Below are 25,815 nucleotides of genomic sequence, written 5' to 3'. Positions count from 1 at the left end.
GGGCCGATGCCCGCAGTCTGCATGCTACACTCTGGAGTGGACTCCAGAGTCAAGCGGTGAGGTCAATTTTTTCAGTACAGCCACAGTGAACGCACAATCATGAAGTGACCGGCGAAGTAGCAGGCGGCAACGATGGCGCTGTCAGCGCTGAAGCGACGGCGATAGTGCGAGATAAACCACACGATGTTAGCCAGCAACAGCAGCACGGCACCCACCAGCAGCGAGAAACTGTAATCGGTCGGACGGAAGAAGTAATTTTCCGCCGCCATCCAGTTCATCACCAGCGTCATGCCAATCAGCGTACAGATCGGCCAGCGCAGCGTATCCAGTTTTGACCAGATGATGCCGATCACGATGATACCAATAACCAGGAAGGTGAGCGGAATCGGCCAGAAGAAGCTCATGGTCATGTGCGCGGCAAAGCTGATGGTGTACAGCAGATGCGAAAGGAAAAAGGCGCCGAGCGCATATAGCATCTGCTGACGCGGCAGCAGGGTTAACGCATCGCCCACCAGCGTAGCGACCAGGCCAGCCAGAATCAGGTAGTCGGTGGTGTTAAGCGTGGGAGCCTGCCACGCCCAGGCAACCAGCAACAGCAGCGTAACGGGTTTGAACAGCCAGCGCTGCCACTGCGGGCCGCGGTAGGAGGCATCTACATACAGCCAACCGGAAAAAAGGACTGCAAGGAAAGACCAAAGCATTTTTTCTCCCTTTTGTGAACGTGTCGCCCACATTGATGAATTTTCCCAAAATCGCGATCTCAGTTTAAGTTACTGGCGGCAAATGTGACAATCGGGCAACTCTGGTTGTATGCTTTGGCGTCTTTTATCTGTTAACCCCCGACGTAAAGTGCGAGAGAAAACATGAGCAAACCACCGCTAATCTTTTTTATCGTCCTGGCTGTAATTGCCATCCTGGCAACCCGTCAGTTTATCAAGCAGCGCCGCGAAGCCGCGGTCAACGACGCTTCACCGGTGCGCTCAATGAGTGTGGAAGTGAAAACCAAGCGAGAGTTCCCGGCCCCCAATCGCCGTTCGCGTCAGCGCGAAGAGATTGTGGCGGAAGAGATGAAGTATGAAGCCTGGTTCCATCCGCTGAACGGCGCCGGTGATTTTAAGGTCAACGTCAGCGCCAGCGATTATCACCAGATGGACAAGGGCGTGAAGGGTGAGCTGAAAATGCAGGGCACGCGCTTTGTCAGCTTTACCCCGGCGCAATAGGCGCTAAAGCGCACGGGGCTGAAGCCGCGCGCGCTGTCTTACGTTACGACGGATAGTGCTTTTTCTGCCACGCCAGCAGTTCAAATACGCCAAAGAAGAAGATTTTCGCCTGCGTGGCGCGGCTCAGTTTTGGCGCTTCCTTTGGTTGCGTGGCACGCAGCAGCACCAGCTGCAGGCCGTGCATCACCACCATAAAGAACAGCGCAACGTGGACAAAGTAGCGCAGCGGCGTCGGGAAGGGGTGCACCAGGTTAAGTAGCAGAAATGCCCAGACGCAAATCATCAGCAAACGTCCCAGATTAAGCCACATCATCGGTCTCCTGTTGGCGTTGATAGAGGCGATAGGCCACCTGACCGGCAATCTTCTCGCGATACAAATCCCAGTTAGCCGGGGCCAGCGGGGTGCCGTGTTCCACTTCGCTCTCAACATAAATCAGCGCGTTGGCGGCGAGCCAGCCATTGTTCTCCAGCAGCGTTAGTGTCTCCTGCAGCAGGCCTTTGCGGAACGGCGGATCAACAAACACCACGTCAAACGGCTCGCCGGGCTGGCTTAGCCACTGCAGCGTATTGGTCTGGACGACGCTGGCGTTACTGGCGCGCAGCGTGTGCAGGTTTTGCGTCAGCTGCTGCGCCACGTGACGTTCCAGTTCCAGCAGGGTTGCGGAGGCGGCATAGCGCGACAGCGCTTCTAAGCCCAGCGCGCCGCTGCCGGCATAGCAATCGAGGCAGCGCGCCTGCTGGATATCCGGCGCCAGCCAGTTGAATAGCGTTTCACGCACGCGATCGGTGGTCGGGCGCAGGCCGGCGCTGTCCGGCACCGGCAATTTGCGTCCGCGCCACTGTCCGCCAATCAGGCGAATCTGGCCTGCCGCGCCGCTGTTGCGGGGGGATTTACTCATTTCGCTCACAACTCGTCATAATTTGTTGCGTAGTTTAACGGGCGTAGCAGGCAGAAGAAACGTTAAAAAAGGGTGCTGTGGTGCGCTGGCAGGAAAGTGTTAGACTACTAAGTTGATAAAGCGGACGTAATTGCCTGATTTTTACGCCGCTCACGCGCGAAAAAGTGAATTTTTTATCCCCTGGGAACAGCGTGCTACCGGGAATAAGCCATCGAGGAGTGTGGTCACACAATGGCAAAAGAGAAAAAACGCGGCTTTTTTTCCTGGCTGGGCTTTGGCAAAGAAGAGCAGCAGCCAGCGGAAGAGCAGGCGCAGCAGCAGCCGACCGATCAACCGGCACCCGCCGCTGAAGAGAGCGCGTTAGCAAGCGCCGAAGCGCAGGCCGCCGAAACCGTGATCGTCACTGAACAGGTGGCAGAACAGCAGGCCGAATCGCCGGTTCACGCCGACGCTGAAACGCATCCCGTTGCGGAAGCAGAAACCGCAGCCGAATCCGACGCTAACGCTGATGACGCAGAAATCGCTGCCGTCAGCGCGATTGAAGAAGAGGTACTGCCGGAAGATCATCCGCAGCCGGAGCTGATGCCGGTTGAAGAGGAGCCGCAGGCTGAAGAACTGATTATTGAAGCACCGGTTTTATCTGGGGAGCCTCAGCCAGAGGACGCAGAGGACGCAGAGGACGCAGACGCACCGCTGAGCGATGAAGAGCTGGAAGCGCTGGCGTTAGCGGAAACCTATGCCGAAGATGCGGCAGAAGAGCGCGTGGCGACAGACACCGTGAGCGATCTGCCGCTGGCGGCCGCGCCGATTGTGGCTCAGGAGCAGGAGCGCCCCACCAAAGAGGGCTTCTTTGCCCGCCTGAAACGCAGCCTGGTCAAAACGCGTGAAAACCTCGGATCCGGCTTTATCAGCCTATTCCGCGGCAAAAAAATCGATGACGAGCTGTTTGAAGAGCTGGAAGAGCAGCTGCTGATTGCCGATGTCGGCGTGGAAACCACGCGCCGCATCATCACCAGCCTGACGCAACAGGCCAGCCGTAAGCAGCTGCGCGATGCCGAAGCGCTGTATGGCCTGCTGAAGGCTGAAATGGCCGGCATTCTGGAAAAGGTCGATGCTCCGCTGGACGTGGCGGGCAAATCACCGTTCGTTATCCTGATGGTCGGCGTTAACGGCGTGGGTAAAACCACCACCATCGGTAAGCTGGCGCGTCAGTATCAGGCGCAGGGCAAGTCCGTCATGCTGGCGGCGGGGGACACCTTCCGCGCGGCGGCAGTAGAGCAGCTGCAGGTCTGGGGCCAGCGCAACAATATTCCGGTGGTCGCGCAGCATACGGGCGCGGATTCTGCGTCGGTCATTTTTGACGCCATCCAGGCGGCGAAATCGCGCCACGTTGACGTGCTGATCGCCGATACCGCCGGCCGCCTGCAGAACAAAGCGCACCTGATGGAAGAGCTGAAGAAAATCACCCGCGTGATGAAGAAGCTGGACGAAGAGGCACCGCATGAGGTGATGCTGACGATTGACGCCAGCACCGGCCAGAACGCCATCAGCCAGGCGAAGCTGTTCCACGAAGCGGTCGGCCTGACCGGTATCACCCTGACCAAGCTCGACGGCACCGCAAAAGGTGGCGTGATCTTCTCGGTGGCCGATCAGTTTGGCATTCCGATTCGTTATATCGGTGTCGGGGAAGGCATCGAAGATTTACGGCCGTTTAAGGCCGCCGACTTTATTGAGGCACTGTTTGCCCGAGAGGAATAATTGGCATGATTCGCTTTGAAGAGGTCAGTAAGGCTTATCTGGGAGGACGCCAGGCGCTGCAGGGCGTGGATTTCCATTTGCGTCCCGGTGAGATGGCGTTTCTGACCGGCCACTCAGGCGCGGGGAAAAGTACCTTACTGAAGCTGATTTGTGGCATTGAGCGCCCGAGCGCCGGGCAAATCTGGTTCAGCGGTCACGATATTTCCCGGCTGCGTCACAGCGAAGTGCCTTTTCTGCGCCGCCAGATCGGCATGATTTTCCAGGATCACCATCTGCTGATGGATCGTTCGGTCTACGACAACGTGGCGATCCCGCTGATTATTTCCGGGGCCAGCGGCGAGGATATTCGCCGTCGCGTGTCGGCGGCGCTGGACAAAGTCGGCCTGCTCGACAAAGCAAAAAGTTATCCGATTCAGCTCTCTGGCGGTGAACAGCAGCGCGTTGGCATTGCCCGCGCGGTAGTGAATAAACCGGCGGTGCTGCTGGCGGATGAACCGACCGGTAACCTCGATAACGCGCTGTCGGAAGATATTTTGCGCCTGTTTGAAGAGTTCAACCGCGTGGGCGTTACGGTACTGATGGCGACGCACGACATCGGGCTGATCGCACGCCGCAATTATCGCGTGATGACGCTTAATCAGGGACGTCTGCACGGAGGCCACGATGGTCAATAAACGTAACAAGCGTCCGGCTGCGCCGAAAGCGGCGAAGCAGCCGTCAAAGAGCAAAGCGCTGAAGGGCGGCTGGCAGGAGCAGTGGCGCTACGCGTGGCGCGGTACGCTGTCCGACATGTATCGTCAGCCGCTGGCGACGCTGCTGACGGTAATGGTGATCGCGATTTCGCTGACGCTGCCCAGCGTGTGCTACATGGTGTGGAAAAACGTCAGCCAGGCCGCCGCGCAGTGGTACCCGGCGCCGCAGCTGACGGTTTACCTCGACAAAGCGCTGGATGACACGGCGGCAGAGAACGTGACCGCCGAACTGAAAAAGCTTGATGGCGTGGACAAGGTGAACTACCTGACGCGTGAAGAGGCGCAAAGCGAGTTCCGCAACTGGTCCGGCTTTGGTGGTGCGATGGATATGCTGGAGCAGAACCCGCTGCCGGCGGTGGCAATCATCACGCCGAAGCTGAACTTCCAGAACTCCGATACCATGGCCAATCTGCGCGATCGCGTGGCGAAAGTGCAGGGCGTGGATGAAGTGCGCATGGATGACAGCTGGTTTGCGCGTTTAGCTGCGCTCACCGGGCTGGTGGGTCAGGTGGCGTCAATGATCGGCCTGCTGATGGTGGTGGCGGTGTTCCTGGTGATTGGCAACAGCGTGCGTCTGAGCATTTTTGCCCGGCGCGACACCATCAATGTGCAGAAGCTGATTGGCGCGACCGATGGCTTTATTCTGCGGCCCTTCCTCTACGGCGGCGCGCTGCTCGGTTTCAGCGGTGCGGTGCTGTCGCTGATTCTGTCGGAAGTGCTGGTGCTGCGCCTGCAGTCGGTGGTGGCGCAGGTCGCCTCCGTCTTCGGCACCAGCTTCGCGCTGGAGGGCTTTTCGTGGGATGAAGGCCTGCTGTTGCTGTTAATCGCGGCCATCATCGGCTGGATTGCCGCGTGGCTGGCGACGGTGCAACATTTACGTCGTTTTACGCCGCAGTAACCCATAGCAACGATTTTTTGATATACTCTTCCTCTGCTGCCGACGACCTGGGAGCAGAGGATTTCTCCGATTTCCCCCGCCGTCATCTGTGTGTAAAATATTCACTGCTATAATTGAACTTGTGGATAACTTTGACGTCCAAGTAGCACAGATTGCTTTTGGTTTTCACGCGTCGTTGACATAATGTAACGGCTGCGCAGGGAAACGAGCAGCAAGTCCATTGAATTTGTGAGGGTTTGAATGACCAAAGAAATGCAAACTTTAGCGATTGCTCCTCTGGGCAACCTGGAATCTTACGTCCGGGCTGCTAACAACTGGCCGGTATTAACGGCAGAAGAGGAAAAAGCACTGGCTGAGCGGCTGCATTACCAGGGCGATCTGGATGCAGCTAAGACGCTGATCCTGTCTCACCTGCGCTTTGTTGTTCATATCGCTCGTAACTATTCCGGTTACGGCCTGCCGCAGGCGGACCTGATCCAGGAAGGTAACATCGGCCTGATGAAGGCGGTGCGTCGCTTCAACCCGGAAGTCGGGGTGCGTCTGGTGTCGTTTGCCGTGCACTGGATCAAAGCGGAGATTCACGAGTACGTGCTGCGTAACTGGCGTATCGTGAAAGTTGCCACCACCAAAGCACAGCGCAAACTGTTCTTTAACCTGCGTAAAACCAAGCAGCGTCTCGGCTGGTTCAATCAGGATGAAGTCGAAATGGTGGCGCGCGAGCTGGGTGTCAGCAGCAAAGACGTGCTGGAAATGGAGTCGCGCATGGCGGCCCAGGATATGACCTTCGACATGTCGTCTGATGACGATGCGGGCGAAGGCAAGCCGATGGCACCGGTGCTGTATCTGCAGGATAAAACCTCTGACTTTGCCGACGGCATTGAAGAGGATAACTGGGATGCGCACGCCGCTGACAAGCTGAGCGATGCAATGCTGAGCCTCGATGAGCGTAGCCAGCATATTATCCGCGCCCGCTGGCTGGATGATGATAACAAAACCACGCTGCAGGAGCTGGCCGACCAGTACGGTGTGTCTGCCGAGCGCGTGCGTCAGCTGGAAAAGAACGCCATGAAGAAACTGCGCATGGCGATTGAAGCCTGATTAACGGCTGACAGATAAATGGGGCGACCAGCGGGTCGCCCTTTTTTATGCGCGCAATAACCGGCGACGACGTATGACCTGTGCGGATTACAGCACGGTCGCCATGAATGGCGACCCTTCAGGACACGCATGCATATGCATCGTTAATCACGGCCCCACGCAATCTGTACGCTCGTTCGCAATCCCCGTAGGGCGCGCATTCATGCGCACCGTTAATCACGCTCCTGCGCCACATACGTATTCATGCGCACCGCTCTGCACAGCGTAATTCGCCGCTCAACGCACCCACCCGTCGCTCTGCGCGCGAAAGCCACACGCCTGCATAAACGCCGCGCGTACGCGCTGATCGTCTTCGCCGTCATCGGCAACCCACCAGTGATCCAGCGCGCTGTTCTGCGCTATCGTCTCTTCCAGCAGATACTGCCCTACGCCGCGCCGCCGCGTAACTTCACGCACTTCCAGCTGCGTAATCTTGCCTAGCGTGCCGCGAATCTCCAGCCGCAGCGCCCCAAGCAGGCGATCGTTAAAGCGCGCTGCATACAGCCGCTGCGCTTCACTGAGGCTGGCTTCCAGCTGCGCGATATCCTGCTGCGGCCAGACTTTGGCTAAATCCAGTCGATCCTGCGGCGTCAGCGTGCTGATGCGCTGAATAGTGAGCTTCATAACCCTTACCTGTACTGGCAGAAAGGCCTTAGTGTAGCGAATTTAGACAGTCAGAGCGCTGTCACTTTTTTGCGATGAAAAGAGGTCAAATGCCAGCCACTTTGCCAGGATTGTGGAGTAAGCCAGCATCGATCGCTGAAAAAGCCAGCATAACGCGCTGGCCTGGTGGTGAAAAACCGGCCATAAAAACCAGAGTAATCTGCTGTTCCCGTCAGCTTTTACTGAATATGTCAGTTGATTTACAGAAGAAAGTTCCTGTTTAATAACCTGAAAAATAAAGCCTTCTTAACAAAAAATGCCAGAAAAGAGCGCTAACTCATTATTCTCAAATCAGTTTTGCTCTTTGACTGGCAGATAAATAACCAATCACAACAGACACGACACAACAGATGGGGAAGTTCGCATGAAAATGAGTAAAGGACGCGCATTACTGGCGGGTTGCGTAGCGCTGGCGATGAGCCATGCGGTACTGGCGAAAGACATCAAAATTGCGATTGTCGGTGCGGCAACCGGCCCGGTGGCGCAGTACGGTGACATGCAGTTCACCGGTGCGGCCCAGGCGATCAAGGACATCAACGCCAAAGGCGGCGTAAACGGCGACAAGCTGGTCGGCGTAGAATATGACGACGCCTGCGACCCGAAACAGGCGGTTGCGGTGGCCAACAAAGTGGTCAATGACGGCATCAAATACGTTATCGGCCATCTGTGCTCATCCTCCACTCAGCCAGCATCAGACATTTATAACGATGAAGGCATTCTGATGATCACCCCGGCGGCTACTGCGCCTGAACTGACCGCGCGCGGCTATGCCGACGTGATGCGTACCACCGGTCTGGATTCCGATCAGGGCCCGACCGCTGCCAACTACATCCTCGATCAGATCAAACCAAAACGTATTGCCGTGGTGCATGACAAGCAGCAGTACGGTCAGGGCCTGGCGGAATCCGTGCAGAAAACCCTGAAGGCGAAAGGCGGCAACGTGGTGCTGTTCGAAGGGATCACCGCTGGCGATAAAGACTTCTCCACGCTGATTGCGCGCCTGAAGAAAGAGAACGTCGACTTCGTTTACTACGGCGGTTACTACCCGGAACTGGGCCAGATTCTGCGTCAGGCCAAAACCGCCGGTCTGAAAGCCGGCTTTATGGGACCAGAAGGGGTCGGCAACGCTTCCCTGTCTAACATCGCGGGTGACGCCTCTGAAGGCCTGTACGTGACGCTGCCGAAGCGCTACGACCAGCTGCCAGACAACAAAGCGATTGTGGACGCGATCAAAGCCAACAGCGCATCAAACCGCAAAGATCCAACCGGCCCGTTCGTCTGGACCACCTATGCGGCTATTCAGTCACTGGTGGCGGGCATTGAGCGCAGCAAAAGCGATGAGCCTGATGCGATTGCTAAAAACCTGAAAGAGGGTGCGCCGGTACCCACCGTGATGGGTAACCTGAGCTGGGACCAGAAGGGCGATCTGAAGGGCTTCGAATTTGGCGTCTTCAAATGGCACAAAGACGGTTCTTCTACCGCAGTTAAGTAAGCACGCTCCTGAATTGTCCCTCTCCCGATGGGCGAGGGCAGGGTGTGGCACCGCGCGCACGCGCTGAATGAGGCGCTGCGACGCGGTGCTCTCACCCTAACCCGGTGCCGAACGCACCGGGGATTTCCCGTTTACATGCAGGTCCTCACTATGTCCGAGCAGTTTCTCTATTTCATTCAGCAGATGTTCAACGGGGTCACCCTCGGGAGCACCTACGCGCTGATCGCCATCGGTTACACCATGGTTTACGGCATCATCGGCATGATCAACTTTGCCCACGGCGAGGTGTACATGATCGGCAGCTATGTCTCCTTTATCGTGATTGCCGCCCTGATGATGATGGGTATCGACACCTCGTGGCTGATGATTGCCGCCGGGTTCGTGATGGCGGTGATTATCTCCAGCGCCTACGGCTGGAGCATCGAGCGCGTGGCATATAAGCCGGTGCGTTCTTCCAAACGCCTGATCGCGCTGATCTCGGCGATTGGTATGTCGATCTTTCTGCAGAACTACGTCAGCCTGACGCAGGGCTCGCGCGATCTGGCGCTGCCCAGCCTGATCACCGGCCAGTGGACGCTGGGTGAGAGCAACGGCTTTGCCGCCACGCTCACCACCATGCAGCTGGTTATCTGGGTCGTCACCTTCCTCGCGATGCTGGCGCTGACGCTGTTCATTCGTTATTCGCGCATGGGCCGCGCCTGCCGCGCCTGCGCTGAAGATCTGAAAATGGCCAGCCTGCTGGGCATTAACACTGACCGCGTGATCTCACTGACCTTTGTGATCGGTGCAGCGATGGCGGCCGTGGCTGGCGTGCTGCTGGGGCAGTTTTACGGCTCCATCAACCCGTTCATCGGCTTTATGGCCGGCATGAAAGCCTTTACCGCGGCGGTACTGGGCGGCATCGGCAGCATTCCGGGCGCAATGATTGGCGGCCTGGTGCTGGGCATTGCGGAAGCGCTGACGTCAGCCTATCTGTCGACCGAATATAAAGACGTGGTGTCGTTCGCGCTGCTGATCGTGGTGCTGCTGGTGATGCCAACCGGTATCCTGGGCCGTCCGGAGGTGGAGAAAGTATGAAACGCCTCGGTCTGGTTAACGCCGTGGTCTCCACGGTGATGCTGCTGGTACTCGCCAGCTTCTTTATGGGTATGCGCCTCGATCTCGACGGCACCAAACTGGTGGTGGCGAATGCGGGCACCGTGCGCTGGAACTGGATCTTCCTCGGCTGCGCAGTGGTGTTTGTGTTCCAGCTGCTGCGTCCGCTGTTGCAGGGCAAGCTCAAACGCAGTGGCAAAGGGCTGGTGCTGCCGGGTTTTGACGGTTCGACACCAAAACAAAAGTTACTGATGCTGCTGGTGGTTGTTGCCGCCGTCGCCTGGCCCTTCTTCGTGTCGCGCGGCAGCGTGGATATTGCCACCCTGACGCTGATCTACGTGATGCTCGGCCTCGGCCTGAATGTGGTAGTGGGCCTGTCCGGCCTGCTGGTGCTGGGCTACGGCGGCTTTTACGCCATCGGTGCTTACACCTTTGCGCTGCTGAATCACTATTACGGTTTTGGCTTCTGGGAAAGTCTGCCGCTGGCCGGCATTGTTGCCGGTGCCTTTGGCCTGCTGCTGGGCTTCCCGGTGCTGCGGCTGCGCGGTGACTATCTGGCGATTGTGACGCTCGGCTTTGGTGAGATCGTGCGTATTCTGCTGCTGAACAGCACATCAATCACTGGCGGTCCCAATGGAATCGCGCAGATCCCCAAGCCGAGCCTGTTTGGTATTGAATTTGGCCGGCGCGTCAGTGAAGGCGGCTGGACCACCTTCCACGAGCTGACGGGTCTGGCGTACGATCCCAATCACCGCGTGATTTTCCTTTATCTGGTGGCGCTGCTGCTGGTGGTGCTGACGCTGTTCGTCATCAATCGTCTGCTGCGCATGCCGCTGGGGCGCGCGTGGGAAGCGCTGCGTGAAGATGAGATCGCCTGCCGTTCGCTCGGTCTCAGCCCAACGCGCATCAAGCTGACGGCCTTTACCATCAGCGCGGTGTTCGCCGGTTTCGCCGGTACGCTGTTCGCCGCGCGTCAGGGCTTTGTCAGCCCGGAATCTTTCACCTTTGTCGAGTCGGCGTTTGTGCTGGCGATTGTGGTGCTGGGCGGCATGGGTTCGCAGCTGGCGGTGATCCTGGCCGCGATTCTGCTGGTGGTGTCGCGCGAGCTGATGCGTGATTTGAACGAGTACAGCATGCTGGTGCTCGGTGGGTTGATGGTGCTGATGATGATCTGGCGTCCGCAGGGGCTGCTGCCGATGAAGCGTCCGCACCTGAAGCTGAAACAGGCAAAACAAGGAGAGCAGGCATGAGTCAGCCTTTATTAGCCGTTGAAGGCCTGATGATGCGCTTCGGCGGCCTGCTGGCCGTCAACAACGTGGCGCTGGAACTGCATCCGCAGGAGATCGTCTCGCTGATTGGCCCGAACGGGGCGGGGAAAACCACGGTATTCAACTGCCTGACCGGTTTCTATAAGCCAACGGGCGGCACCATCAAACTGCGCGATCAGCCATTGCAGGGCCTGCCGGGGCAGAAGATCGCGCGCATGGGCGTGGTGCGAACTTTCCAGCACGTGCGCCTGTTCCGTGAGATGACGGTGATTGAAAACCTGCTGGTGGCGCAGCATCAGCATTTGAAAAGCGGCGTGTTCTCCGGGCTGTTTAAAACCCCGGCGTTCCGGCGTGGCGAGAGCGAAGCGCTGGACCGCGCGGCTAGCTGGCTGGAGCGCATTGGCCTGCTGGAGCTGGCTAACCGCCAGGCCGGCAATCTGGCTTACGGCCAGCAGCGCCGGCTGGAGATCGCCCGCTGCATGGTGACGCGTCCGGAAATCCTGATGCTCGACGAACCGGCCGCCGGCCTCAACCCGCGCGAAACGCACGAGCTGGATGAGCTGATCGCTGAACTGCGTGGCGAACACAAGGTGACGGTGTTGCTGATTGAACACGATATGAAACTGGTGATGGGCATTTCTGACCGCATTTATGTGGTGAATCAGGGAACGCCGCTGGCCAACGGTACGCCGGAAGAAGTGCGTAACAACCCGGATGTGATCCGTGCTTATTTAGGTGAGGCGTAACATGGCGAACCCGATTTTAACTTTACAGGGTGTCAGTGCGCACTATGGCCCGATCCAGGCACTGCATAACATTAATCTGCATATCAGTCAGGGCGAAATCGTGACGCTGATTGGCGCTAACGGCGCGGGTAAAACCACGCTGCTCGGTACGCTGTGTGGCGAGCCGCGCGCCACCAGCGGCACCATCACCTTTGATGGCAAAACGATTACCGACTGGCAGACGGCAAAAATCATGCGTGAAGCGATTGCCATCGTACCGGAAGGCCGGCGCGTATTTTCGCGCATGACGGTGGAAGAGAACCTGGCGATGGGCGGCTTTTTCGCCACGCGTCAGCAGTATCAGGAGCGCATTGAGCGCGTTTATCAGCTGTTCCCCCGGCTGGCGGAGCGCAAAGTGCAGCGCGCCGGCACCATGTCCGGCGGTGAGCAGCAGATGCTGGCGATTGGCCGCGCCCTCATGAGCCAGCCGCGCCTGCTGCTGCTGGACGAGCCGTCGCTGGGTCTGGCGCCGATCATTATCCAGCAGATTTTCGACACCATCGAACAGCTGCGTAAAGAGGGCATGACCATCTTCCTCGTCGAGCAGAACGCCAACCAGGCGCTGAAGCTGGCCGATCGCGGTTACGTGCTGGAGAACGGTCACGTGGTGCTGGAGGATAGCGGTGAAGCGTTGTTATCCAATGAAGCGGTGAGAAGCGCGTATTTAGGCGCCTGACCTGGCTGTGGTCATGAAGTTGGTGCGGTGATTTGCCCTCACCCTAACCCTCTCCCGCACGCGGGAGAGGGAACCGTACAGCAGCGTTTTTCAGGCCAGGTTGCTATCCTGGCATCCTCCCGGACTTCTCTCGCCCTGCAGAAGAAGGCATCAGCGCGCACGGCCTTTCATCTCCCTCTCCCTGTGGGAGAGGGCCGGGGTGAGGGCATCAGCGCGCACTAACCCCGTCATATTCCCGTCATAATCCTGTTATTTTTCCGTCATTTCCTCGTGTCATGTTACTTCGCGAACAAAAAATGCGTGATATCGCGCGCGCCACAAGCACAGGAAACCCTTATGTCCGCTTTTACGCTTCGTCCCCGCCTGATGAGTCTGCTGCTCGGTCTGGCGATCAGCGGTAATGCGCTGGCTGCTACCGAAATCCCTTTCTGGCACTCAATGGAAGGCGAGTTAGGCAAAGAAGTCGATTCTCTGGCACAGCGTTTTAACCAGGCTCACCCGGATTACAAAATCGTTCCGACCTACAAAGGCAACTACGAGCAGAGCCTGGCTGCGGGTATCGCTGCGGTGCGCAGCGGTAAGGCACCGGCCATTCTGCAGGTTTACGAAGTGGGCACCGCCACCATGATGGCCTCTAAAGCCATCGTGCCGGTGCATGAAGTGTTTAAAGACGCCGGCGTGCCGATGGACCCGAAACAGTTTGTTCCTGCCGTTGCCGGTTACTACAGCGACAGCAACGGCCAGCTGATCTCACAGCCGTTTAACAGCTCCACGCCGGTGCTGTACTACAACAAAGACGCGTTCAAAAAAGCCGGTCTTAACCCGGATCAGCCCCCGAAAACCTGGCAGGCGCTGGCGCAGGATGCCGCCGCGCTGCGTAAAGCCGGCATGAGCTGCGGCTATGCCAGCGGCTGGCAGGGCTGGATTCAGATCGAAAACTTCAGCGCCTGGCATGGCCTGCCGGTTGCCACCAAAAACAACGGCTTTGACGGTACCGACGCGGTGCTGGAGTTCAACAAACCCGTGCAGGTGCGCCACATCCAGCTGCTGGAAGAGATGAATAAGAAAGGTGATTTCACCTACTTTGGCCGTAAAGATGAGTCGACGTCCAAGTTCTATAACGGCGACTGCGGTATCACCACCGCCTCATCCGGTTCGCTGGCCGACATTAAGCATTACGCCAAATTCAACTTTGGCGTGGGCATGATGCCGTACGATGACACCGTGCCGAACGCACCGCAGAACGCCATTATCGGTGGCGCCAGCCTGTGGGTGATGAAAGGCAAAGATGCAGCGACGTACAAAGGCGCAGCGGAGTTCATGAAGTTCCTCGCCCAGCCGGATATCGCGGCAGAATGGCACCAGAAAACCGGTTATCTGCCGATCACCACCGCGGCTTATGAGCTGACCAAACAGCAGGGCTTCTATGACAAAAACCCGGGCGCCGACATCGCCACGCGGCAGATGCTGAATAAAGATCCGCTGCCGTTCACCAAAGGGATGCGTCTGGGCAACATGCCGCAGATTCGTACCATCGTCGACGAAGAGCTGGAAGGCGTGTGGACCGGCAAACAGTCGCCGCAGGCAGCGCTGGACAACGCGGTGAAACGCGGCAACGAACTGCTGCGTCGCTTTGAACAGCAAGTGAAGTAACTCCGTAATGGCGGGATGGACGGGTATGTCCGTCCCGCTGTCTCTTTCTGACGAGCCTGCTATGTCCTCATCATCACGTCCGGTTTTCCGCGCCCGTTTGTTGCCGTATCTGCTGGTGGCACCGCAACTGGCGATCACCGCGATCTTTTTTCTCTGGCCCGCCGGAGAGGCGCTGTGGTACTCGCTGCAAAGCATCGATCCGTTTGGCATCTCCAGCACCTTTGTTGGCCTTGATAACTTTCGCCGCCTGTTCAGTGACGACTACTACCTTGATTCGTTCTGGACCACCCTCGTGTTTAGCGCGCTGGTGACGGTATGCGGCATGACGTTCTCGCTGCTGCTGGCGGCGCTGGTGGATTACGTTATCCGGCTGAAAAAGCTCTATCAGACGCTGCTGCTGCTGCCCTATGCGGTAGCGCCGGTGGTTGCGGCGGTGCTGTGGATGTTCCTGTTCAATCCGGGGCTGGGGCTGTTCAGCCATCTGCTGAACCAGCTTGGCTACAACTGGAACTATGCGCAGAACAGCGGTCAGGCGATGTTCCTGATTGTACTTGCGTCGATCTGGCAGCAAATGAGCTACAACTTCCTGTTTTTCTTTGCCGCGCTGCAGTCCATTCCTAAATCGCTGGTGGAAGCCGCGGCGATTGACGGTGCCGGACCGGTGCGCCGTTTCTTTAATCTGTCGCTGCCGCTGATTACGCCGGTCAGCTTTTTCCTGCTGGTGGTGAATCTGGTTTACGCCTTTTTCGACACCTTCCCGGTGATCGATGCCGCCACCGGCGGCGGGCCGGTACAGGCCACCACCACGCTGATCTACAAAATCTACCGCGAAGGCTTCACCGGACTCGATCTCTCGTCGTCCGCCGCGCAGTCGGTGGTGCTGATGTTGCTGGTTATCGGCCTGACCATTCTGCAATTCCGCTTTGTCGAGCGTAAGGTGCAATACCAATGATTGAAAACCGACGCGGGCTGGATATCTTCGCCCACACGCTGCTGGCGCTGGGGGTGCTGACCATTCTGTTCCCGCTGTACGTGGCGTTTGTCGCCGCGACGCTGGATAACAACGCGGTGTATCAGGTGCCGATGACGCTGGTGCCGGGCCCGCATCTCATCGACAACATCACCCACATCTGGCGCGATGGCGTCAACGGCAGCGCGGCGTTTGGCCTGATGATGCTGAACAGCCTGATCATGGCGCTGGGCATCACCGTGGGCAAAATCACGGTGTCGATGCTGTCGGCGTTTGCGCTGGTGTGGTTTCGCTTTCCGCTGCGCACGCTGTTTTTCTGGCTGATCTTTATCACCCTGATGCTGCCGGTAGAAGTGCGTATTTTCCCGACGGTGGAGGTGATCTCCACGCTGCACATGCTGGACAGTTACAGCGGTCTGACATTGCCGCTGATGGCCTCCGCGACCGCCACGTTCCTGTTCCGCCAGTTTTTTATGTCGCTGCCGGATGAGCTGATTGAAGCGGCGCGCATTGACGGCGCCAGTCCGATGCGTTTTTTCTGGGATATCGTGCTGCCGCTGTCAAAAACCAATCTCGCCGCGCTGTTTGTCATCACCTTTATTTACGGCTGGAACCAGTATCTGTGGCCGCTGCTGATCATCAACGATGCCGGCCTGAGCACTGCCGTGGCGGGGGTGAAAAGTATGATCAACACCAGCGGCGGTCCGACGCAGTGGAACGAAGTGATGGCGGCGATGTTATTAACCCTGATCCCACCGGTGGTGGTGGTGCTTGTGATGCAGCGCGCTTTTGTGCGTGGCCTGGTGGAGAGTGAGAAATAGATGGCAGCGGTAACCCTTCAGACCGTGACGAAATCGTATGACGGCAAAAACCAAATCATTCAGCCGCTGAACATCACCATCAATGACGGTGAATTTATGGTGATGGTCGGCCCATCCGGCTGTGGAAAATCGACGCTGCTGCGCATGGTGGCCGGGCTGGAGCGCGTCACGTCGGGCGATATCTACATCGATGATCGGCGCGTCACCGACATGGAGCCGAAAGATCGCGGCATCGCCATGGTATTCCAGAATTACGCGCTCTACCCGCACATGACGGTGGGAGAAAACATGGCTTACGGCCTGAAGATCCGCGGCATGGGCAAGGAACAGATTACCCAGCGGGTGATGGATGCGGCGCGCAGTCTGGAGCTTGATCACCTGTTGCAGCGCCGTCCGCGCGAGCTCTCCGGCGGCCAGCGTCAGCGCGTGGCCATGGGCCGCGCCATCGTGCGGGAACCGGCGGTGTTTCTGTTTGATGAGCCGCTGTCGAACCTGGATGCGCGCCTGCGCGTGCAGATGCGTCTGGAGCTGCAGCAACTGCACCGCCGGCTGAAAACCACCAGCCTGTACGTCACGCACGATCAGGTTGAAGCCATGACGCTGGCGCAGCGCGTGATGGTGATGAATAAAGGCGTGGTGGAGCAGGTGGGCACGCCGGTGGAGGTGTATGAGCGTCCGGCCAGTCAGTTTGTTGCGTCGTTCATCGGCGCGCCGGCGATGAACCTGCTACCCGGTCAGATCAATAGCGATGGCTCGCGCTTTACGCTCGATGCGCTCAACAGCCTGCCGCTCGGCGCCGGCAAAGCACGATGGGCCAACCGTCCGCTGACGCTCGGCATTCGTCCCGAGCATATTCAGCTCAGCAGTCGTGAGGCCGGCGGTGTGCCGCTGGTGGTGGATACGCTGGAGATCCTCGGCGCGGACAATCTTGCGCATGGCCACATTGGCAACACGCGGCTGGTGGTGCGTTTGCCGCATAGCGAGCGGCCGCAGGCTGGCAGCAGCCTGTGGCTACAACTGCCGCCAGATGCGTTACACTTCTTCGATTCTACCCATGGAAAGCGTCTGGAATGAGTGTAAAAAACTGGCCCTATCCGCACATTGTTGCGCATCGCGGCGGCGGCAAGCTGGCCCCGGAAAACACCCTGGCGGCGATTGATGTCGGCGCGCACTACGGTCATACCATGATCGAATTCGACGCCAAACTGTCACAGGATAAGCAGATTTTCCTGCTGCACGATGACACGCTGGACCGCACCAGCAACGGCTGGGGCGTGGCGGGCGATCTGCCGTGGCAGCAGCTGGCGCAGCTGGATGCCGGCAGCTGGTTTAGCCGTGAATTTGACGGTGAACCGCTGGCATTGCTGAGCGAGGTGGCCGCGCGCTGCCGCCAGCATCAGATGATGGCCAACATTGAGATCAAACCCAGCAGCGGTACAGAGGTGGAAACCGGACGTGATGTGGCGCTGGCCGCACGAACGCTGTGGCAGGGACAAACGGCACCGCTGCTGTCCTCGTTCTCGTACGCGGCGCTGGAAGCGGCGATGCAGGCCGCGCCGGAGCTGCCGCGCGGCCTGCTGCTGGATGAGTGGCACGACGACTGGCAGACGCTTACCGCCGCGCTCGACTGCGTCTCCATCCATTTAAATCATCGCTTACTGGACGCCGGACGCACCGCCGCGCTTAAAGCCGCCGGTCTGCGTATTCTGGTGTATACCGTGAATCAGCCCGCGCGGGCGCGCGAGCTGCTGAGCTGGGGCGTGGATGCCATCTGTACCGATCGCATTGATGCTATCGGCCCGGACTTCCGTTAATTGCCGTACTGCGTTTGTGTATTGCTGTTCTGTTGGCCCGGCTGCGACTGAATCACGCGCTGCCGGGCGCTATCGCGCCGCTCCTGCAGCTTACGCTGCATCTCCTGATTTTGCTGCTGCTGATCCTGACGCAACTGCTGCTGCTGTTGCTGCTGCTGGACCTGCATGCGCGTCTGCATCCGCTGCTGGCTTGGGTTATAGCCGGGTTGATTCGGTTGGTTAGTGTTGTTCAGCATGTTCGCCATGCCGCTCAGCGGCATCAGTGCCGCGATAACAATCAGCCATTTTTTCATGGTGTTCCTCCATCAGTGCGGCCTGCTGTGTGAGGTTGCTCGCCACCCGGCAGCAACCGCCGCAACCATAAGTTTATGCGATATCACAAACCCCAAAACCAGGAGTGCACCTAATTTGGCTTAACTGCTATCTTTTTTACAGTATTTGCAAACACTTGCAGCAATCAATAACAAATGTAAACAACTGAAAGGATGGTGGCGGGATGAGGATACATAACGGTGTGCGCCAGTTCGGCTGGGCGCTGTTAATGAGTTTTACCGTGGTGCAGGGGGCGCAGGCGGCGCCAGCCAGCGCACCGCTGGTGTCATATGGCGTCGACAGCGACACCTTTCACCCGGTGAAAGCGCAGCACGGGATGGTTGCATCAGTGGACGCCATGGCAACCCGGGTGGGCGTCGATATCCTCAAACAGGGGGGTAACGCGGTAGATGCAGCGATTGCGGTGGGCTTTGCGCTGGCGGTCACCCACCCGCAGGCGGGCAACCTGGGCGGTGGCGGCTTTATGCTGCTGCGCACCGCTGCCGGCCGCACCACCGCCATCGATTTCCGCGAGATGGCGCCGGCGCGTGCCTCGCGCGATATGTTCCTGGATAAGCAGGGCAATGCGGATAGTAAGTTATCACTCACTTCTCATCTGGCTTCCGGCACGCCGGGAACCGTAGCCGGTTTTGCCCTGGCGGCGCAAAAGTATGGCACGCTGCCGCTCAGCACGCTGCTGGCGCCGGCGATCAAGCTGGCGCGCGACGGCATCATCGTTAACGATGCGCTGGCTGACGATCTCGCTACCTACGGTAAAGAGAACCTGATCAACCACGACAACAGTCGCGCCATTTTCTACAAAGCCGACGGTCAGCCTTACCAGAAGGGCGATCGCCTGGTGCAGAAAAACCTCGCGCACAGCCTGCAGCTGATTGCCCAACAGGGGCCGGATGCTTTCTACAAAGGCAAAATTGCCGATGAGATCGCTGCCGAAATGGCGCAGCACGGCGGACTGATTGGCAAGGCGGATCTGGCGGCCTACCGCGCAGTGGAACGCAAGCCGGTAAGCGGCAGCTACCGTGGCTACGAGGTGTTCTCCATGCCGCCACCGTCGTCCGGCGGCATTCATATTGTGCAGATCCTCAATATCCTGGAAAACTTCGACCTGGCGAAATGGGGCTTCGGCAGCGCGGACGCGATGCAGGTTATGGCCGAAGCGGAAAAATATGCCTACGCCGACCGCTCCGAGTATCTCGGCGATCCCGACTTCGTTAAGGTGCCACAGCAGGCGCTGACCAGCAAAGCCTACGCCAAAACGCTGGCCCAGCAGATTGACGTTAACAAGGCGCGCCCCTCAGCCGACATCAAGCCCGGCAAGCTGGCACCGTACGAGAGCAATCAAACCACCCACTTCTCGGTGGTGGATAAAGACGGCAACGCGGTGGCGGTGACCTACACGCTGAATACCTACTTTGGCAGCGGCGTGGTGGCCGGTAACAGCGGCATTCTGATGAACAATGAAATGGATGATTTCTCCGCCAAGCCGGGCACGCCAAACGTCTATGGTCTGGTGGGCGGTGAGGCGAACGCGATTCAGCCGGCCAAACGTCCGCTGTCATCGATGTCGCCAACCATTGTGGCGAAAGACGGTAAAACCTGGCTGGTGACCGGCAGCCCGGGCGGCAGTCGGATTATCACTACCGTGCTGCAAATGGTGGTGAACAGTATCGATTTCGGCATGAACGTGGCGGAAGCTACCAATGCGCCGCGCTTCCACCATCAGTGGCTGCCGGATCAGCTGCGCGTCGAGAAGGGCTTCAGCCCGGATACGCTGCGTCTGCTGGAAGCAAAAGGTCAGCATGTGAAAGTGCTGCCGGCGATGGGCAGCACGCAGAGCATCATGATTGGCCCGGACGGCATGCGCTACGGCGCGTCCGACCCGCGCTCGGTGGATGATTTGAGTGCCGGGTATTAACGTCGCGCAATAAATTGCGCCGCTACCTCACCGTGCACCGGCCGGTAGCGGCGCGATTCATCGCGCATTCCCTTTCAGACGCGACATGTAGTGCGTATCGATCATCTGGCCGTCGCGGACCGCGAAACCTCTGGCGGTACCTTCAATCTCAAAACCAAACTGCTGATACAAACCCATGGCCTGGTGGTTATCCGCAAACACCGTCAGTTCAATCCGCGTGACCTGCAGCCAGTTATCGCACAGATCCACCATCGCCGCCATCAGCGCTTTACCCACGCCGCGCCGATGGAATGCCGGATCAACGCCCATGCCGATAGTGGCGCAGTGACGGCGGCGTGCCACCGCCATAACTTCCAGCGTCAGCTGACCGACAACCTGCCCGTCAATACAGGCCACCAGCATGGTGACATGGGGACGGGGATTCGCGAGCCGCTCCTGCCAGAGTGACGGTGACTGATACGGCAGATGCAGCGTGCCCGCCTGAGTTTCCGGCTGGCTATAGATACGCGTCAGAACGGCGGCATCTTCGGGCGTTGCGTGACGAACAGTAACCTGACTCATAAAGCAGCTCCTTGCACTCAGTGAATGAAATCCCCTTTAACATCAGGGAATTCGCGCGCAACGTCAACGGTAAAAAAATCGGGAAAGGGCTTTACAGACGCGAATGATAATGATTATTATTGTCAACGCCAATCCGGCTGCGTCTCCTGACAAACCGGGTAAGCACGACATTGCTCACATTGCTTCCAGTGTTTCTTAGCCAGCTCGGGTGCTGGCTTTTTTTTTGCCTGCGCGTCAGGTGAACGCCGTCCTCAGCACTTTATCCCTCTTCTCCTTCCGTGGCCGCAACGGCATAACATGACAAAAAAATGATAAACTCAGCGTATCTCTGACCTCAGGCGCACACGATGAAGAAGAAAAGACCGGTATTACAGGATGTTGCCGATCGCGTCGGCATCACAAAAATGACCGTCAGCCGCTACCTGCGGAACCCCGATCAGGTCTCTGCGGCGCTGCGCGACAAAATCGCCGTGGCGCTGGATGAACTCGGCTATATCCCCAACCGTGCGCCCGACATGCTCTCTAACGCCACCAGCCGCGCGATTGGCGTGCTGCTGCCCTCGCTCACCAACCAGGTATTTGCCGACGTGCTGCGCGGCATCGAAACCGTGACCGATGAGGCGGGCTATCAGACGCTGGTGGCGCACTTCGGCTATAACCCGCACAAAGAGGAGCTGCAGCTGCGTTCGCTGCTGGGCTGGAACATTGATGGCGTGATCCTTACCGAACGTTCCCATACGCCGGGCACGCTGCGCATGCTGGAAGTGGCAGGCATTCCGGTGATCGAAATGATGGATTGCGTCACGCCGTGTCTTGATATGGCCGTGGGCTTCGACAACGTCGAGGCGGCGCGGCAGATGACGCATGCTATCCTCAGGAAAGGCCATCGTCACACCGTCTATCTGGGCGCGCGCCTCGATGAGCGTACGCTGCAAAAGCAGCAGGGCTACGAACAGGCGATGCGCGAAGCCGGGCTGACGCCGCACAGCGTCATGATGGAAGATGCCTCCTCCTTCAGCGCCGGTGCTCAGCTGCTGCGCGAGGCGCAGAAGCGCTATCCGCACACTGACAGCCTGTTCTGTACCAATGATGACCTGGCGGTAGGCGCGATGTTTGAGTGCCAGCGCCAGGGGTTGCGCGTGCCGGAGCAGATGGCGATCGCCGGCTTTCACGGCCACGACATCACGCAGGTGGTCAATCCGCGGCTGGCTACGGTGCTGACGCCACGCGAACGCATGGGGCGTGAATCAGCCGCCATGCTGCTGGCGCGGATTGGCGGCGATCGCAGCGTGACCGCGCCGCTGGATGTCGGTTTTGAGATTGCCGAAGGTGGCAGCATCTGATTTTGGCGATTTTTTGAGTCAGTTCACACTTTCGTGCTTTTCCGCCTGACAAGGGTTGCCAGCGTCTGAGCGCGCTCGGACAATGGCAATCAAAATTGTTATCGGTAACATTGGCAGCACCAACTGCCGGAGCGCAAAACCATGACCACGCCATCTCCATCGCACCACGTCTTTATCCTGATGGGTGTTTCCGGCAGCGGAAAGTCTGCCGTCGCCAATCAGGTGTCTCATCAGCTCAGCACCGCATTTCTGGATGGTGATTTCCTGCATCCGCGCAGCAACATCACCAAAATGGCGGAAGGCCATCCGCTGAACGACGACGATCGCCAGCCGTGGCTGCAGGCGCTGAATGATGCGGCGTTCGCGATGCAGCGCACCCAGGCGATCTCGATCATCGTCTGTTCAGCGCTCAAAAAGTCCTATCGCGACATCCTGCGTCAGGGCAATCACAACCTGAAATTCATCTATCTGAAGGGCGATTTTGCCACCATTGAGTCTCGTCTCAAGGCGCGCAAAGGCCACTTCTTCAAACCGCAGATGCTGGTGACACAGTTTGAAACCCTGCAGGAACCGGGTGCCGACGAGCCGGATGTGCTGGTTGTCGATATCAATCACTCACTGGATGAGGTAGTTGCGGCCACGGTTGCGACCATCGAGGGCGCAATCAACAAGGGCTAGTCATGAGTACCGCAACGCTGGTGTTAACCGCAGCAGGCTCTGTCCTGCTGCTGCTGTTTTTGGTGATGAAAGCGCGGATGCACGCCTTTGTCGCCCTGATGTTAGTATCGATGGGTGCCGGTCTGTTCTCCGGTATGCCGCTGGATAAAATTGCCGAGACCATGCAAAAAGGCATGGGCGGCACGCTCGGCTTTCTCGCCATTGTGGTGGCGCTGGGCGCCATGTTCGGCAAAATTCTGCATGAAACCGGTGCGGTCGATCAGATCGCCATTCGCATGCTGAAAACCTTTGGCGAGCGGCGCGCGCACTATGCGATGGGCATTGCCGGGCTGATCTGTGCGCTGCCGCTGTTCTTTGAAGTGGCCGTAGTGTTGTTGATCAGCATCGCCTTCGCGGTGGCACGCCGCACCCACGATAATCTGGTCAAACTGGTGATCCCGCTGTTTGCCGGCGTCGCCGCCGCGGCGGCCTTTTTGCTGCCCGGACCGGCACCGATGCTGCTGGCGGCGCAGATGCACGCTGACTTTGGCTGGATGATCCTGCTGGGGCTGTGCGCGGCGATTCCCGGCATGCTGATTGCCGGTCCGCTGTTCGGCAACCTGATTGCGCGCCATGTGACGTTCAGCGCGCCGCCGGAAGATCATCAGCCGGACGTCAGCGAGGGCCAGCTGCCGTCGTTTGGCTTTAGCCTGTCGCTGATTCTGTTCCCGCTGCTGCTGGTCGGGCTGAAAACCATCGGCGCGCGCTTTACCACACCGGATACACGTCTGTATGCGTGGCTGGAGTTTATCGGCCATCCGTTTACCGCCATCCTGCTGGCGCTGCTGGTGGCGATTTACGGCCTGGCTTACCGTCAGGGCATGGATAAAGAGAAGGTGATGCAGGTATGCGGCAGTGCGCTGCAGCCGGCGGGGATTATCCTGCTGGTGATTGGCGCGGGCGGCGTGTTCAAGCAGGTGCTGGTGGATTCCGGCGTTGGCCCGGTGCTGGGCCACGCGCTGACCGGTGCCGGCATGCCGATTGCGCTGGCCTGTTTTATTCTCTCCGGCGCGATTCGGGTGATTCAGGGCTCGGCCACGGTGGCCTGTTTAACCACCGTCGGGCTGGTGATGCCGGTGATTGAACCGTTGCATTACAGCGGTGCGCAGCTGGCGGCGCTGTCGATCTGCATCGGCGGCGGCTCGATTATTATCAGCCACGTCAACGATGCCGGTTTCTGGCTGTTCGGCCGCTTCACCGGTGCCACCGAAGGCGAGACGCTGAAGACCTGGACGCTGATGGAGACGATTCTCGGCACCACCGGCGCTATCGTCGGGATGATCGCGTTTAGTTTGTTGTCGTAAATTGCCTGGTGCGCATGAATGCGCACCCTACAACGGGCGGTCGGTTTTACAGGGTCGCCATTCATGGCGACCTTAAAATTAATCCACCTCGCGCTCATCGTCCGGCTGGTCCAGCACGGTGTACGCCACCGCGCAGAACAGCGAATTCAGGCGCTTCATATCTCCCAGCAAACCTAAATGCAGCGAACTGGTTTCGATGCTTTGCACATTCTGCCGGTGCAGGCGCTCGACGTGGGCGTGGGAATAACGGCGAATCAGGATGCGGAAACGGTGCTTGGCACGGCGCAGGCGCTTCGCGCTGGTGACGTCGTGCGACAGAAACACCGACAGGCTCAGGCGCAGGTTGCTTAACACCTGCTCCTGCAGCGAATTCAGCTCTTCCAGCCCTTCCGGCGAAAACGCCCGGCGCGCCTGCAGCGACTTGTCCGCTACGTCGGCGCTCATGCGTTCGATAATGTCGCCTGCCTGCTCCAGATTCAGCGCCATCTCAATCACCTCGGCCCAGCGGCGTGAATCCTCTTCCGCCAGATCCTCCTTCGGCATGCGCGCCAGATAGAGCTTAATGGCGGTGTACAGCACATCCACATCATCATCCAGCCGCCGCACTGCGCGCTCCTCGCGCAGTTCGCCCATCACCACCTTGTTGAAGCTCTCCAGCATCTGCTCCACCACATCGCCAATGCGCAGCGTCTCCCGCGCCGCGTTGGCCAGCGCCAGCGCCGGGGTATCCAGCGCGCTGCTGTCGAGGTGTTTAGGTTTGAGATGGGTCTGGTTTTCCGCATCGTCGGCGATCATGCGGCGGCACAGGCGCGCCATTGGTTCGGCAAACGGCACCATCACCAGACAGCGCACCAGGTTGTAGAACACGTGGAAGAAGATCACCATCTCTTCATCGTTAACCGGCAGCTTATCCAGCAGATCGGCGATGTAATCGACAAACGGCAAAATAACGATGCTGCCAATCAGCTTGAACAACAGGCTGCCGAGCGCCACCCGCTTGCCGGCAGCATTGGATCCGCTGGCGTTGATCATTGCCAGCAAGCCGCTGCCGAGGTTAGCGCCAATCACCAGACACAGCGCCACTTTGAACGAGATAACGCCGGTGGCGGTCAGCGTGGCGGTAATCAGCACCGCAGCCAGGCTGGAGTAGCTGATGATGGCGAAAACCGCGCCAATCAGCGCATCCAGCATGATATCGCCGGTCAGCGTCGAGAACAGCACCTGTACGCCAGCGGCCTGCGTAATGGGTTTGGCGGCGGCGACAATCAGCTGCAGCGCCAGCAGAATCAGCCCGAGGCCGATGGCCGCGCGTCCGATCTGGCCGGCGCGCGTCTGTTTGCGGCTGAGGAAAAATACCACGCCAAAAAAGATAAACAGCGGCGACAGCCAGGAGAGATCGAAGGTCAGGATGCGCGCCATGATGGCGGTACCGACGTCGGCTCCCAGCACCACCACCAGCGCGGGCGTCAGGCTGACCAGATTCTGCGCCACAAACGAGGTGACTAATAACGTGGTGGCGTTACTGCTCTGCACCAGCGCGGTAACGCCAATCCCGGCAAGAAACGCCATCGGTTTTTTTTCCACGCTGCGGCTTAACACGCGACGCAGATCGGCACCGTACACGCGCATCACGCCGGTGCGGACAATGTGGGTGCCCCATACCAGCAGGGCGACGGCGGAGAGAAGGTTAAGCAGGGTTAGCACGAATAAAGGCTCCTATGCGCCAGGCAGAAAACAGGCG

The 25,815-nt window shown here is 58.7% G+C and carries 26 protein-coding genes; 19 read left to right on the top strand and 7 right to left on the bottom strand.

Going from position 1 to position 25,815, the window contains the following annotated elements:
- Positions 1–71: 71 nt before the first annotated feature.
- The gene (locus AC6I8F_RS17940; RefSeq protein ID WP_125309278.1) at positions 72–701 is read right to left on the bottom strand and encodes a lysoplasmalogenase; all 630 of its coding nucleotides are present in this window, start codon (positions 699–701) and stop codon (positions 72–74) included.
- Between the two features lie 162 nt (positions 702–863).
- Between AC6I8F_RS17940 and AC6I8F_RS17935 the strand changes: the two genes are divergently transcribed.
- Positions 864–1,220 carry a DUF2500 domain-containing protein gene (locus AC6I8F_RS17935; RefSeq protein WP_021508014.1) on the top strand — a complete coding sequence of 119 codons (357 nt, stop codon included), beginning with the start codon at positions 864–866 and terminating at the stop codon, positions 1,218–1,220.
- A 43-nt stretch (positions 1,221–1,263) separates the two neighbouring features.
- Here the strand turns inward: AC6I8F_RS17935 and AC6I8F_RS17930 are convergent, their stop codons facing one another.
- Complete coding sequence (locus tag AC6I8F_RS17930; protein ID WP_021313674.1) at positions 1,264–1,530, bottom strand: DUF1145 family protein; 267 nt, start codon at positions 1,528–1,530, stop codon at positions 1,264–1,266.
- Positions 1,520–2,119, bottom strand: coding sequence for a 16S rRNA (guanine(966)-N(2))-methyltransferase (rsmD, locus tag AC6I8F_RS17925; RefSeq protein ID WP_125309276.1), 600 nt, complete (start codon positions 2,117–2,119; stop codon positions 1,520–1,522). Before rsmD ends, AC6I8F_RS17930 begins: the two co-directional genes overlap by 11 nt.
- A gap of 231 nt (positions 2,120–2,350) precedes the next feature.
- On the opposite strand from rsmD, the gene ftsY reads away from it, so the two are divergent.
- From ftsY to rpoH, 4 genes are all read left to right on the top strand, one after another.
- Positions 2,351–3,877, top strand: coding sequence for a signal recognition particle-docking protein FtsY (gene ftsY, locus AC6I8F_RS17920; protein ID WP_498028313.1), 1,527 nt, complete (start codon positions 2,351–2,353; stop codon positions 3,875–3,877).
- A gap of 5 nt (positions 3,878–3,882) precedes the next feature.
- A complete protein-coding gene (gene ftsE, locus AC6I8F_RS17915; protein ID WP_021508011.1) occupies positions 3,883–4,551 on the top strand; it encodes a cell division ATP-binding protein FtsE in 669 nt (222 codons plus the stop codon).
- Entirely contained in the window at positions 4,541–5,527 is a 987-nt protein-coding gene (ftsX, locus tag AC6I8F_RS17910; RefSeq protein ID WP_058770000.1) for a permease-like cell division protein FtsX, read from the top strand. The genes ftsE and ftsX overlap by 11 nt, the downstream gene beginning before the upstream one ends.
- Before the next feature lie 240 nt (positions 5,528–5,767).
- Positions 5,768–6,625 (top strand): RNA polymerase sigma factor RpoH, encoded by an 858-nt coding sequence (gene rpoH / locus AC6I8F_RS17905; protein WP_021508009.1) that lies wholly within the window; start codon positions 5,768–5,770, stop codon positions 6,623–6,625.
- A gap of 276 nt (positions 6,626–6,901) precedes the next feature.
- Here the strand turns inward: rpoH and panM are convergent, their stop codons facing one another.
- Positions 6,902–7,288, bottom strand: a complete 387-nt coding sequence (gene panM, locus AC6I8F_RS17900; protein ID WP_021508008.1) for an aspartate 1-decarboxylase autocleavage activator PanM — start codon at positions 7,286–7,288, stop codon at positions 6,902–6,904.
- Between the two features lie 403 nt (positions 7,289–7,691).
- Between panM and AC6I8F_RS17895 the strand changes: the two genes are divergently transcribed.
- From AC6I8F_RS17895 to ugpQ, 10 genes are all read left to right on the top strand, one after another.
- On the top strand, positions 7,692–8,819 hold the full coding sequence (locus AC6I8F_RS17895) for a branched-chain amino acid ABC transporter substrate-binding protein (RefSeq protein WP_021508007.1): 1,128 nt from the start codon (positions 7,692–7,694) through the stop codon (positions 8,817–8,819).
- Positions 8,820–8,969: 150 nt separating this feature from the next.
- Positions 8,970–9,896, top strand: coding sequence for a high-affinity branched-chain amino acid ABC transporter permease LivH (gene livH, locus AC6I8F_RS17890; RefSeq protein WP_010615899.1), 927 nt, complete (start codon positions 8,970–8,972; stop codon positions 9,894–9,896).
- Entirely contained in the window at positions 9,893–11,164 is a 1,272-nt protein-coding gene (locus AC6I8F_RS17885) for a high-affinity branched-chain amino acid ABC transporter permease LivM (protein WP_498028312.1), read from the top strand. The genes livH and AC6I8F_RS17885 overlap by 4 nt, the downstream gene beginning before the upstream one ends.
- Positions 11,161–11,928: a high-affinity branched-chain amino acid ABC transporter ATP-binding protein LivG gene (livG, locus tag AC6I8F_RS17880; RefSeq protein WP_021508005.1), complete on the top strand. Its 768-nt coding sequence runs from the start codon at positions 11,161–11,163 to the stop codon at positions 11,926–11,928. The genes AC6I8F_RS17885 and livG overlap by 4 nt, the downstream gene beginning before the upstream one ends.
- Position 11,929: 1 nt before the next feature.
- Positions 11,930–12,643 (top strand): high-affinity branched-chain amino acid ABC transporter ATP-binding protein LivF, encoded by a 714-nt coding sequence (livF, locus tag AC6I8F_RS17875; RefSeq protein WP_010615896.1) that lies wholly within the window; start codon positions 11,930–11,932, stop codon positions 12,641–12,643.
- 336 nt (positions 12,644–12,979) lie between these two features.
- Positions 12,980–14,296, top strand: coding sequence for a sn-glycerol-3-phosphate ABC transporter substrate-binding protein UgpB (gene ugpB, locus AC6I8F_RS17870; protein WP_058757579.1), 1,317 nt, complete (start codon positions 12,980–12,982; stop codon positions 14,294–14,296).
- Between the two features lie 61 nt (positions 14,297–14,357).
- Complete coding sequence (ugpA, locus tag AC6I8F_RS17865; RefSeq protein WP_031279792.1) at positions 14,358–15,248, top strand: sn-glycerol-3-phosphate ABC transporter permease UgpA; 891 nt, start codon at positions 14,358–14,360, stop codon at positions 15,246–15,248.
- Positions 15,245–16,087: a sn-glycerol-3-phosphate ABC transporter permease UgpE gene (gene ugpE / locus AC6I8F_RS17860; RefSeq protein WP_021508002.1), complete on the top strand. Its 843-nt coding sequence runs from the start codon at positions 15,245–15,247 to the stop codon at positions 16,085–16,087. The genes ugpA and ugpE overlap by 4 nt, the downstream gene beginning before the upstream one ends.
- Positions 16,088–17,161, top strand: coding sequence for a sn-glycerol-3-phosphate import ATP-binding protein UgpC (locus AC6I8F_RS17855; protein ID WP_021508001.1), 1,074 nt, complete (start codon positions 16,088–16,090; stop codon positions 17,159–17,161).
- Positions 17,158–17,901 carry a glycerophosphodiester phosphodiesterase gene (ugpQ, locus tag AC6I8F_RS17850; protein WP_104187819.1) on the top strand — a complete coding sequence of 248 codons (744 nt, stop codon included), beginning with the start codon at positions 17,158–17,160 and terminating at the stop codon, positions 17,899–17,901. The genes AC6I8F_RS17855 and ugpQ overlap by 4 nt, the downstream gene beginning before the upstream one ends.
- On the opposite strand, the gene AC6I8F_RS17845 is transcribed toward ugpQ, so the two are convergent.
- Positions 17,898–18,194 carry a DUF2756 domain-containing protein gene (locus tag AC6I8F_RS17845; RefSeq protein WP_058757576.1) on the bottom strand — a complete coding sequence of 99 codons (297 nt, stop codon included), beginning with the start codon at positions 18,192–18,194 and terminating at the stop codon, positions 17,898–17,900. The genes ugpQ and AC6I8F_RS17845 overlap by 4 nt on opposite strands.
- A 203-nt stretch (positions 18,195–18,397) precedes the next feature.
- Between AC6I8F_RS17845 and ggt the strand changes: the two genes are divergently transcribed.
- Complete coding sequence (gene ggt / locus AC6I8F_RS17840; RefSeq protein ID WP_498028311.1) at positions 18,398–20,149, top strand: gamma-glutamyltransferase; 1,752 nt, start codon at positions 18,398–18,400, stop codon at positions 20,147–20,149.
- Between the two features lie 57 nt (positions 20,150–20,206).
- Here the strand turns inward: ggt and AC6I8F_RS17835 are convergent, their stop codons facing one another.
- The gene (locus AC6I8F_RS17835; RefSeq protein ID WP_150360502.1) at positions 20,207–20,710 is read right to left on the bottom strand and encodes a GNAT family N-acetyltransferase; all 504 of its coding nucleotides are present in this window, start codon (positions 20,708–20,710) and stop codon (positions 20,207–20,209) included.
- A gap of 347 nt (positions 20,711–21,057) precedes the next feature.
- Here AC6I8F_RS17835 and gntR point away from each other — a divergent pair, with 347 nt between their 5' ends.
- The 3 genes from gntR to gntU all read left to right on the top strand — a co-directional run bounded on the left by gntR (position 21,058) and on the right by gntU (position 24,074).
- Positions 21,058–22,053 carry a gluconate operon transcriptional repressor GntR gene (gntR, locus tag AC6I8F_RS17830; protein WP_021507996.1) on the top strand — a complete coding sequence of 332 codons (996 nt, stop codon included), beginning with the start codon at positions 21,058–21,060 and terminating at the stop codon, positions 22,051–22,053.
- 141 nt (positions 22,054–22,194) lie between these two features.
- Positions 22,195–22,731, top strand: coding sequence for a gluconokinase (gntK, locus tag AC6I8F_RS17825; protein WP_010615889.1), 537 nt, complete (start codon positions 22,195–22,197; stop codon positions 22,729–22,731).
- A gap of 2 nt (positions 22,732–22,733) precedes the next feature.
- Positions 22,734–24,074 (top strand): gluconate transporter, encoded by a 1,341-nt coding sequence (gntU, locus tag AC6I8F_RS17820; RefSeq protein WP_058757574.1) that lies wholly within the window; start codon positions 22,734–22,736, stop codon positions 24,072–24,074.
- Positions 24,075–24,152: 78 nt separating this feature from the next.
- Here the strand turns inward: gntU and AC6I8F_RS17815 are convergent, their stop codons facing one another.
- Positions 24,153–25,778, bottom strand: a complete 1,626-nt coding sequence (locus AC6I8F_RS17815; protein ID WP_031279764.1) for a Na/Pi cotransporter family protein — start codon at positions 25,776–25,778, stop codon at positions 24,153–24,155.
- Between the last annotated feature and the right edge of the window lie 37 nt (positions 25,779–25,815).

The sequence above is a fragment of the gamma proteobacterium symbiont of Axiagastus rosmarus genome (genome assembly GCF_059730925.1).
This window is presented reverse-complemented; position numbering and strand designations above follow the sequence as displayed.

Bases quoted from the DNA above. Each gene is read 5' to 3' on its own strand.
- ugpB (WP_058757579.1), top strand. From the start codon at position 12,980: ATGTCCGCTTTTACGCTTCGTCCCCGCCTGATGAGTCTGCTGCTCGGT.
- rsmD (WP_125309276.1), bottom strand. From the start codon at position 2,119: ATGAGTAAATCCCCCCGCAACAGCGGCGCGGCAGGCCAGATTCGCCTG.
- gntK (WP_010615889.1), top strand. From the start codon at position 22,195: ATGACCACGCCATCTCCATCGCACCACGTCTTTATCCTGATGGGTGTT.
- AC6I8F_RS17930 (WP_021313674.1), bottom strand. From the start codon at position 1,530: ATGTGGCTTAATCTGGGACGTTTGCTGATGATTTGCGTCTGGGCATTT.
- livH (WP_010615899.1), top strand. From the start codon at position 8,970: ATGTCCGAGCAGTTTCTCTATTTCATTCAGCAGATGTTCAACGGGGTC.
- AC6I8F_RS17835 (WP_150360502.1), bottom strand. From the start codon at position 20,710: ATGAGTCAGGTTACTGTTCGTCACGCAACGCCCGAAGATGCCGCCGTT.
- AC6I8F_RS17935 (WP_021508014.1), top strand. From the start codon at position 864: ATGAGCAAACCACCGCTAATCTTTTTTATCGTCCTGGCTGTAATTGCC.
- ugpA (WP_031279792.1), top strand. From the start codon at position 14,358: ATGTCCTCATCATCACGTCCGGTTTTCCGCGCCCGTTTGTTGCCGTAT.
- gntR (WP_021507996.1), top strand. From the start codon at position 21,058: ATGAAGAAGAAAAGACCGGTATTACAGGATGTTGCCGATCGCGTCGGC.
- livF (WP_010615896.1), top strand. From the start codon at position 11,930: ATGGCGAACCCGATTTTAACTTTACAGGGTGTCAGTGCGCACTATGGC.
- ftsY (WP_498028313.1), top strand. From the start codon at position 2,351: ATGGCAAAAGAGAAAAAACGCGGCTTTTTTTCCTGGCTGGGCTTTGGC.
- AC6I8F_RS17940 (WP_125309278.1), bottom strand. From the start codon at position 701: ATGCTTTGGTCTTTCCTTGCAGTCCTTTTTTCCGGTTGGCTGTATGTA.
- ftsE (WP_021508011.1), top strand. From the start codon at position 3,883: ATGATTCGCTTTGAAGAGGTCAGTAAGGCTTATCTGGGAGGACGCCAG.
- AC6I8F_RS17895 (WP_021508007.1), top strand. From the start codon at position 7,692: ATGAAAATGAGTAAAGGACGCGCATTACTGGCGGGTTGCGTAGCGCTG.
- gntU (WP_058757574.1), top strand. From the start codon at position 22,734: ATGAGTACCGCAACGCTGGTGTTAACCGCAGCAGGCTCTGTCCTGCTG.
- rpoH (WP_021508009.1), top strand. From the start codon at position 5,768: ATGACCAAAGAAATGCAAACTTTAGCGATTGCTCCTCTGGGCAACCTG.
- ugpQ (WP_104187819.1), top strand. From the start codon at position 17,158: ATGAGTGTAAAAAACTGGCCCTATCCGCACATTGTTGCGCATCGCGGC.
- ugpE (WP_021508002.1), top strand. From the start codon at position 15,245: ATGATTGAAAACCGACGCGGGCTGGATATCTTCGCCCACACGCTGCTG.
- AC6I8F_RS17845 (WP_058757576.1), bottom strand. From the start codon at position 18,194: ATGAAAAAATGGCTGATTGTTATCGCGGCACTGATGCCGCTGAGCGGC.
- panM (WP_021508008.1), bottom strand. From the start codon at position 7,288: ATGAAGCTCACTATTCAGCGCATCAGCACGCTGACGCCGCAGGATCGA.
- livG (WP_021508005.1), top strand. From the start codon at position 11,161: ATGAGTCAGCCTTTATTAGCCGTTGAAGGCCTGATGATGCGCTTCGGC.
- AC6I8F_RS17885 (WP_498028312.1), top strand. From the start codon at position 9,893: ATGAAACGCCTCGGTCTGGTTAACGCCGTGGTCTCCACGGTGATGCTG.
- AC6I8F_RS17855 (WP_021508001.1), top strand. From the start codon at position 16,088: ATGGCAGCGGTAACCCTTCAGACCGTGACGAAATCGTATGACGGCAAA.
- ftsX (WP_058770000.1), top strand. From the start codon at position 4,541: ATGGTCAATAAACGTAACAAGCGTCCGGCTGCGCCGAAAGCGGCGAAG.
- ggt (WP_498028311.1), top strand. From the start codon at position 18,398: ATGAGGATACATAACGGTGTGCGCCAGTTCGGCTGGGCGCTGTTAATG.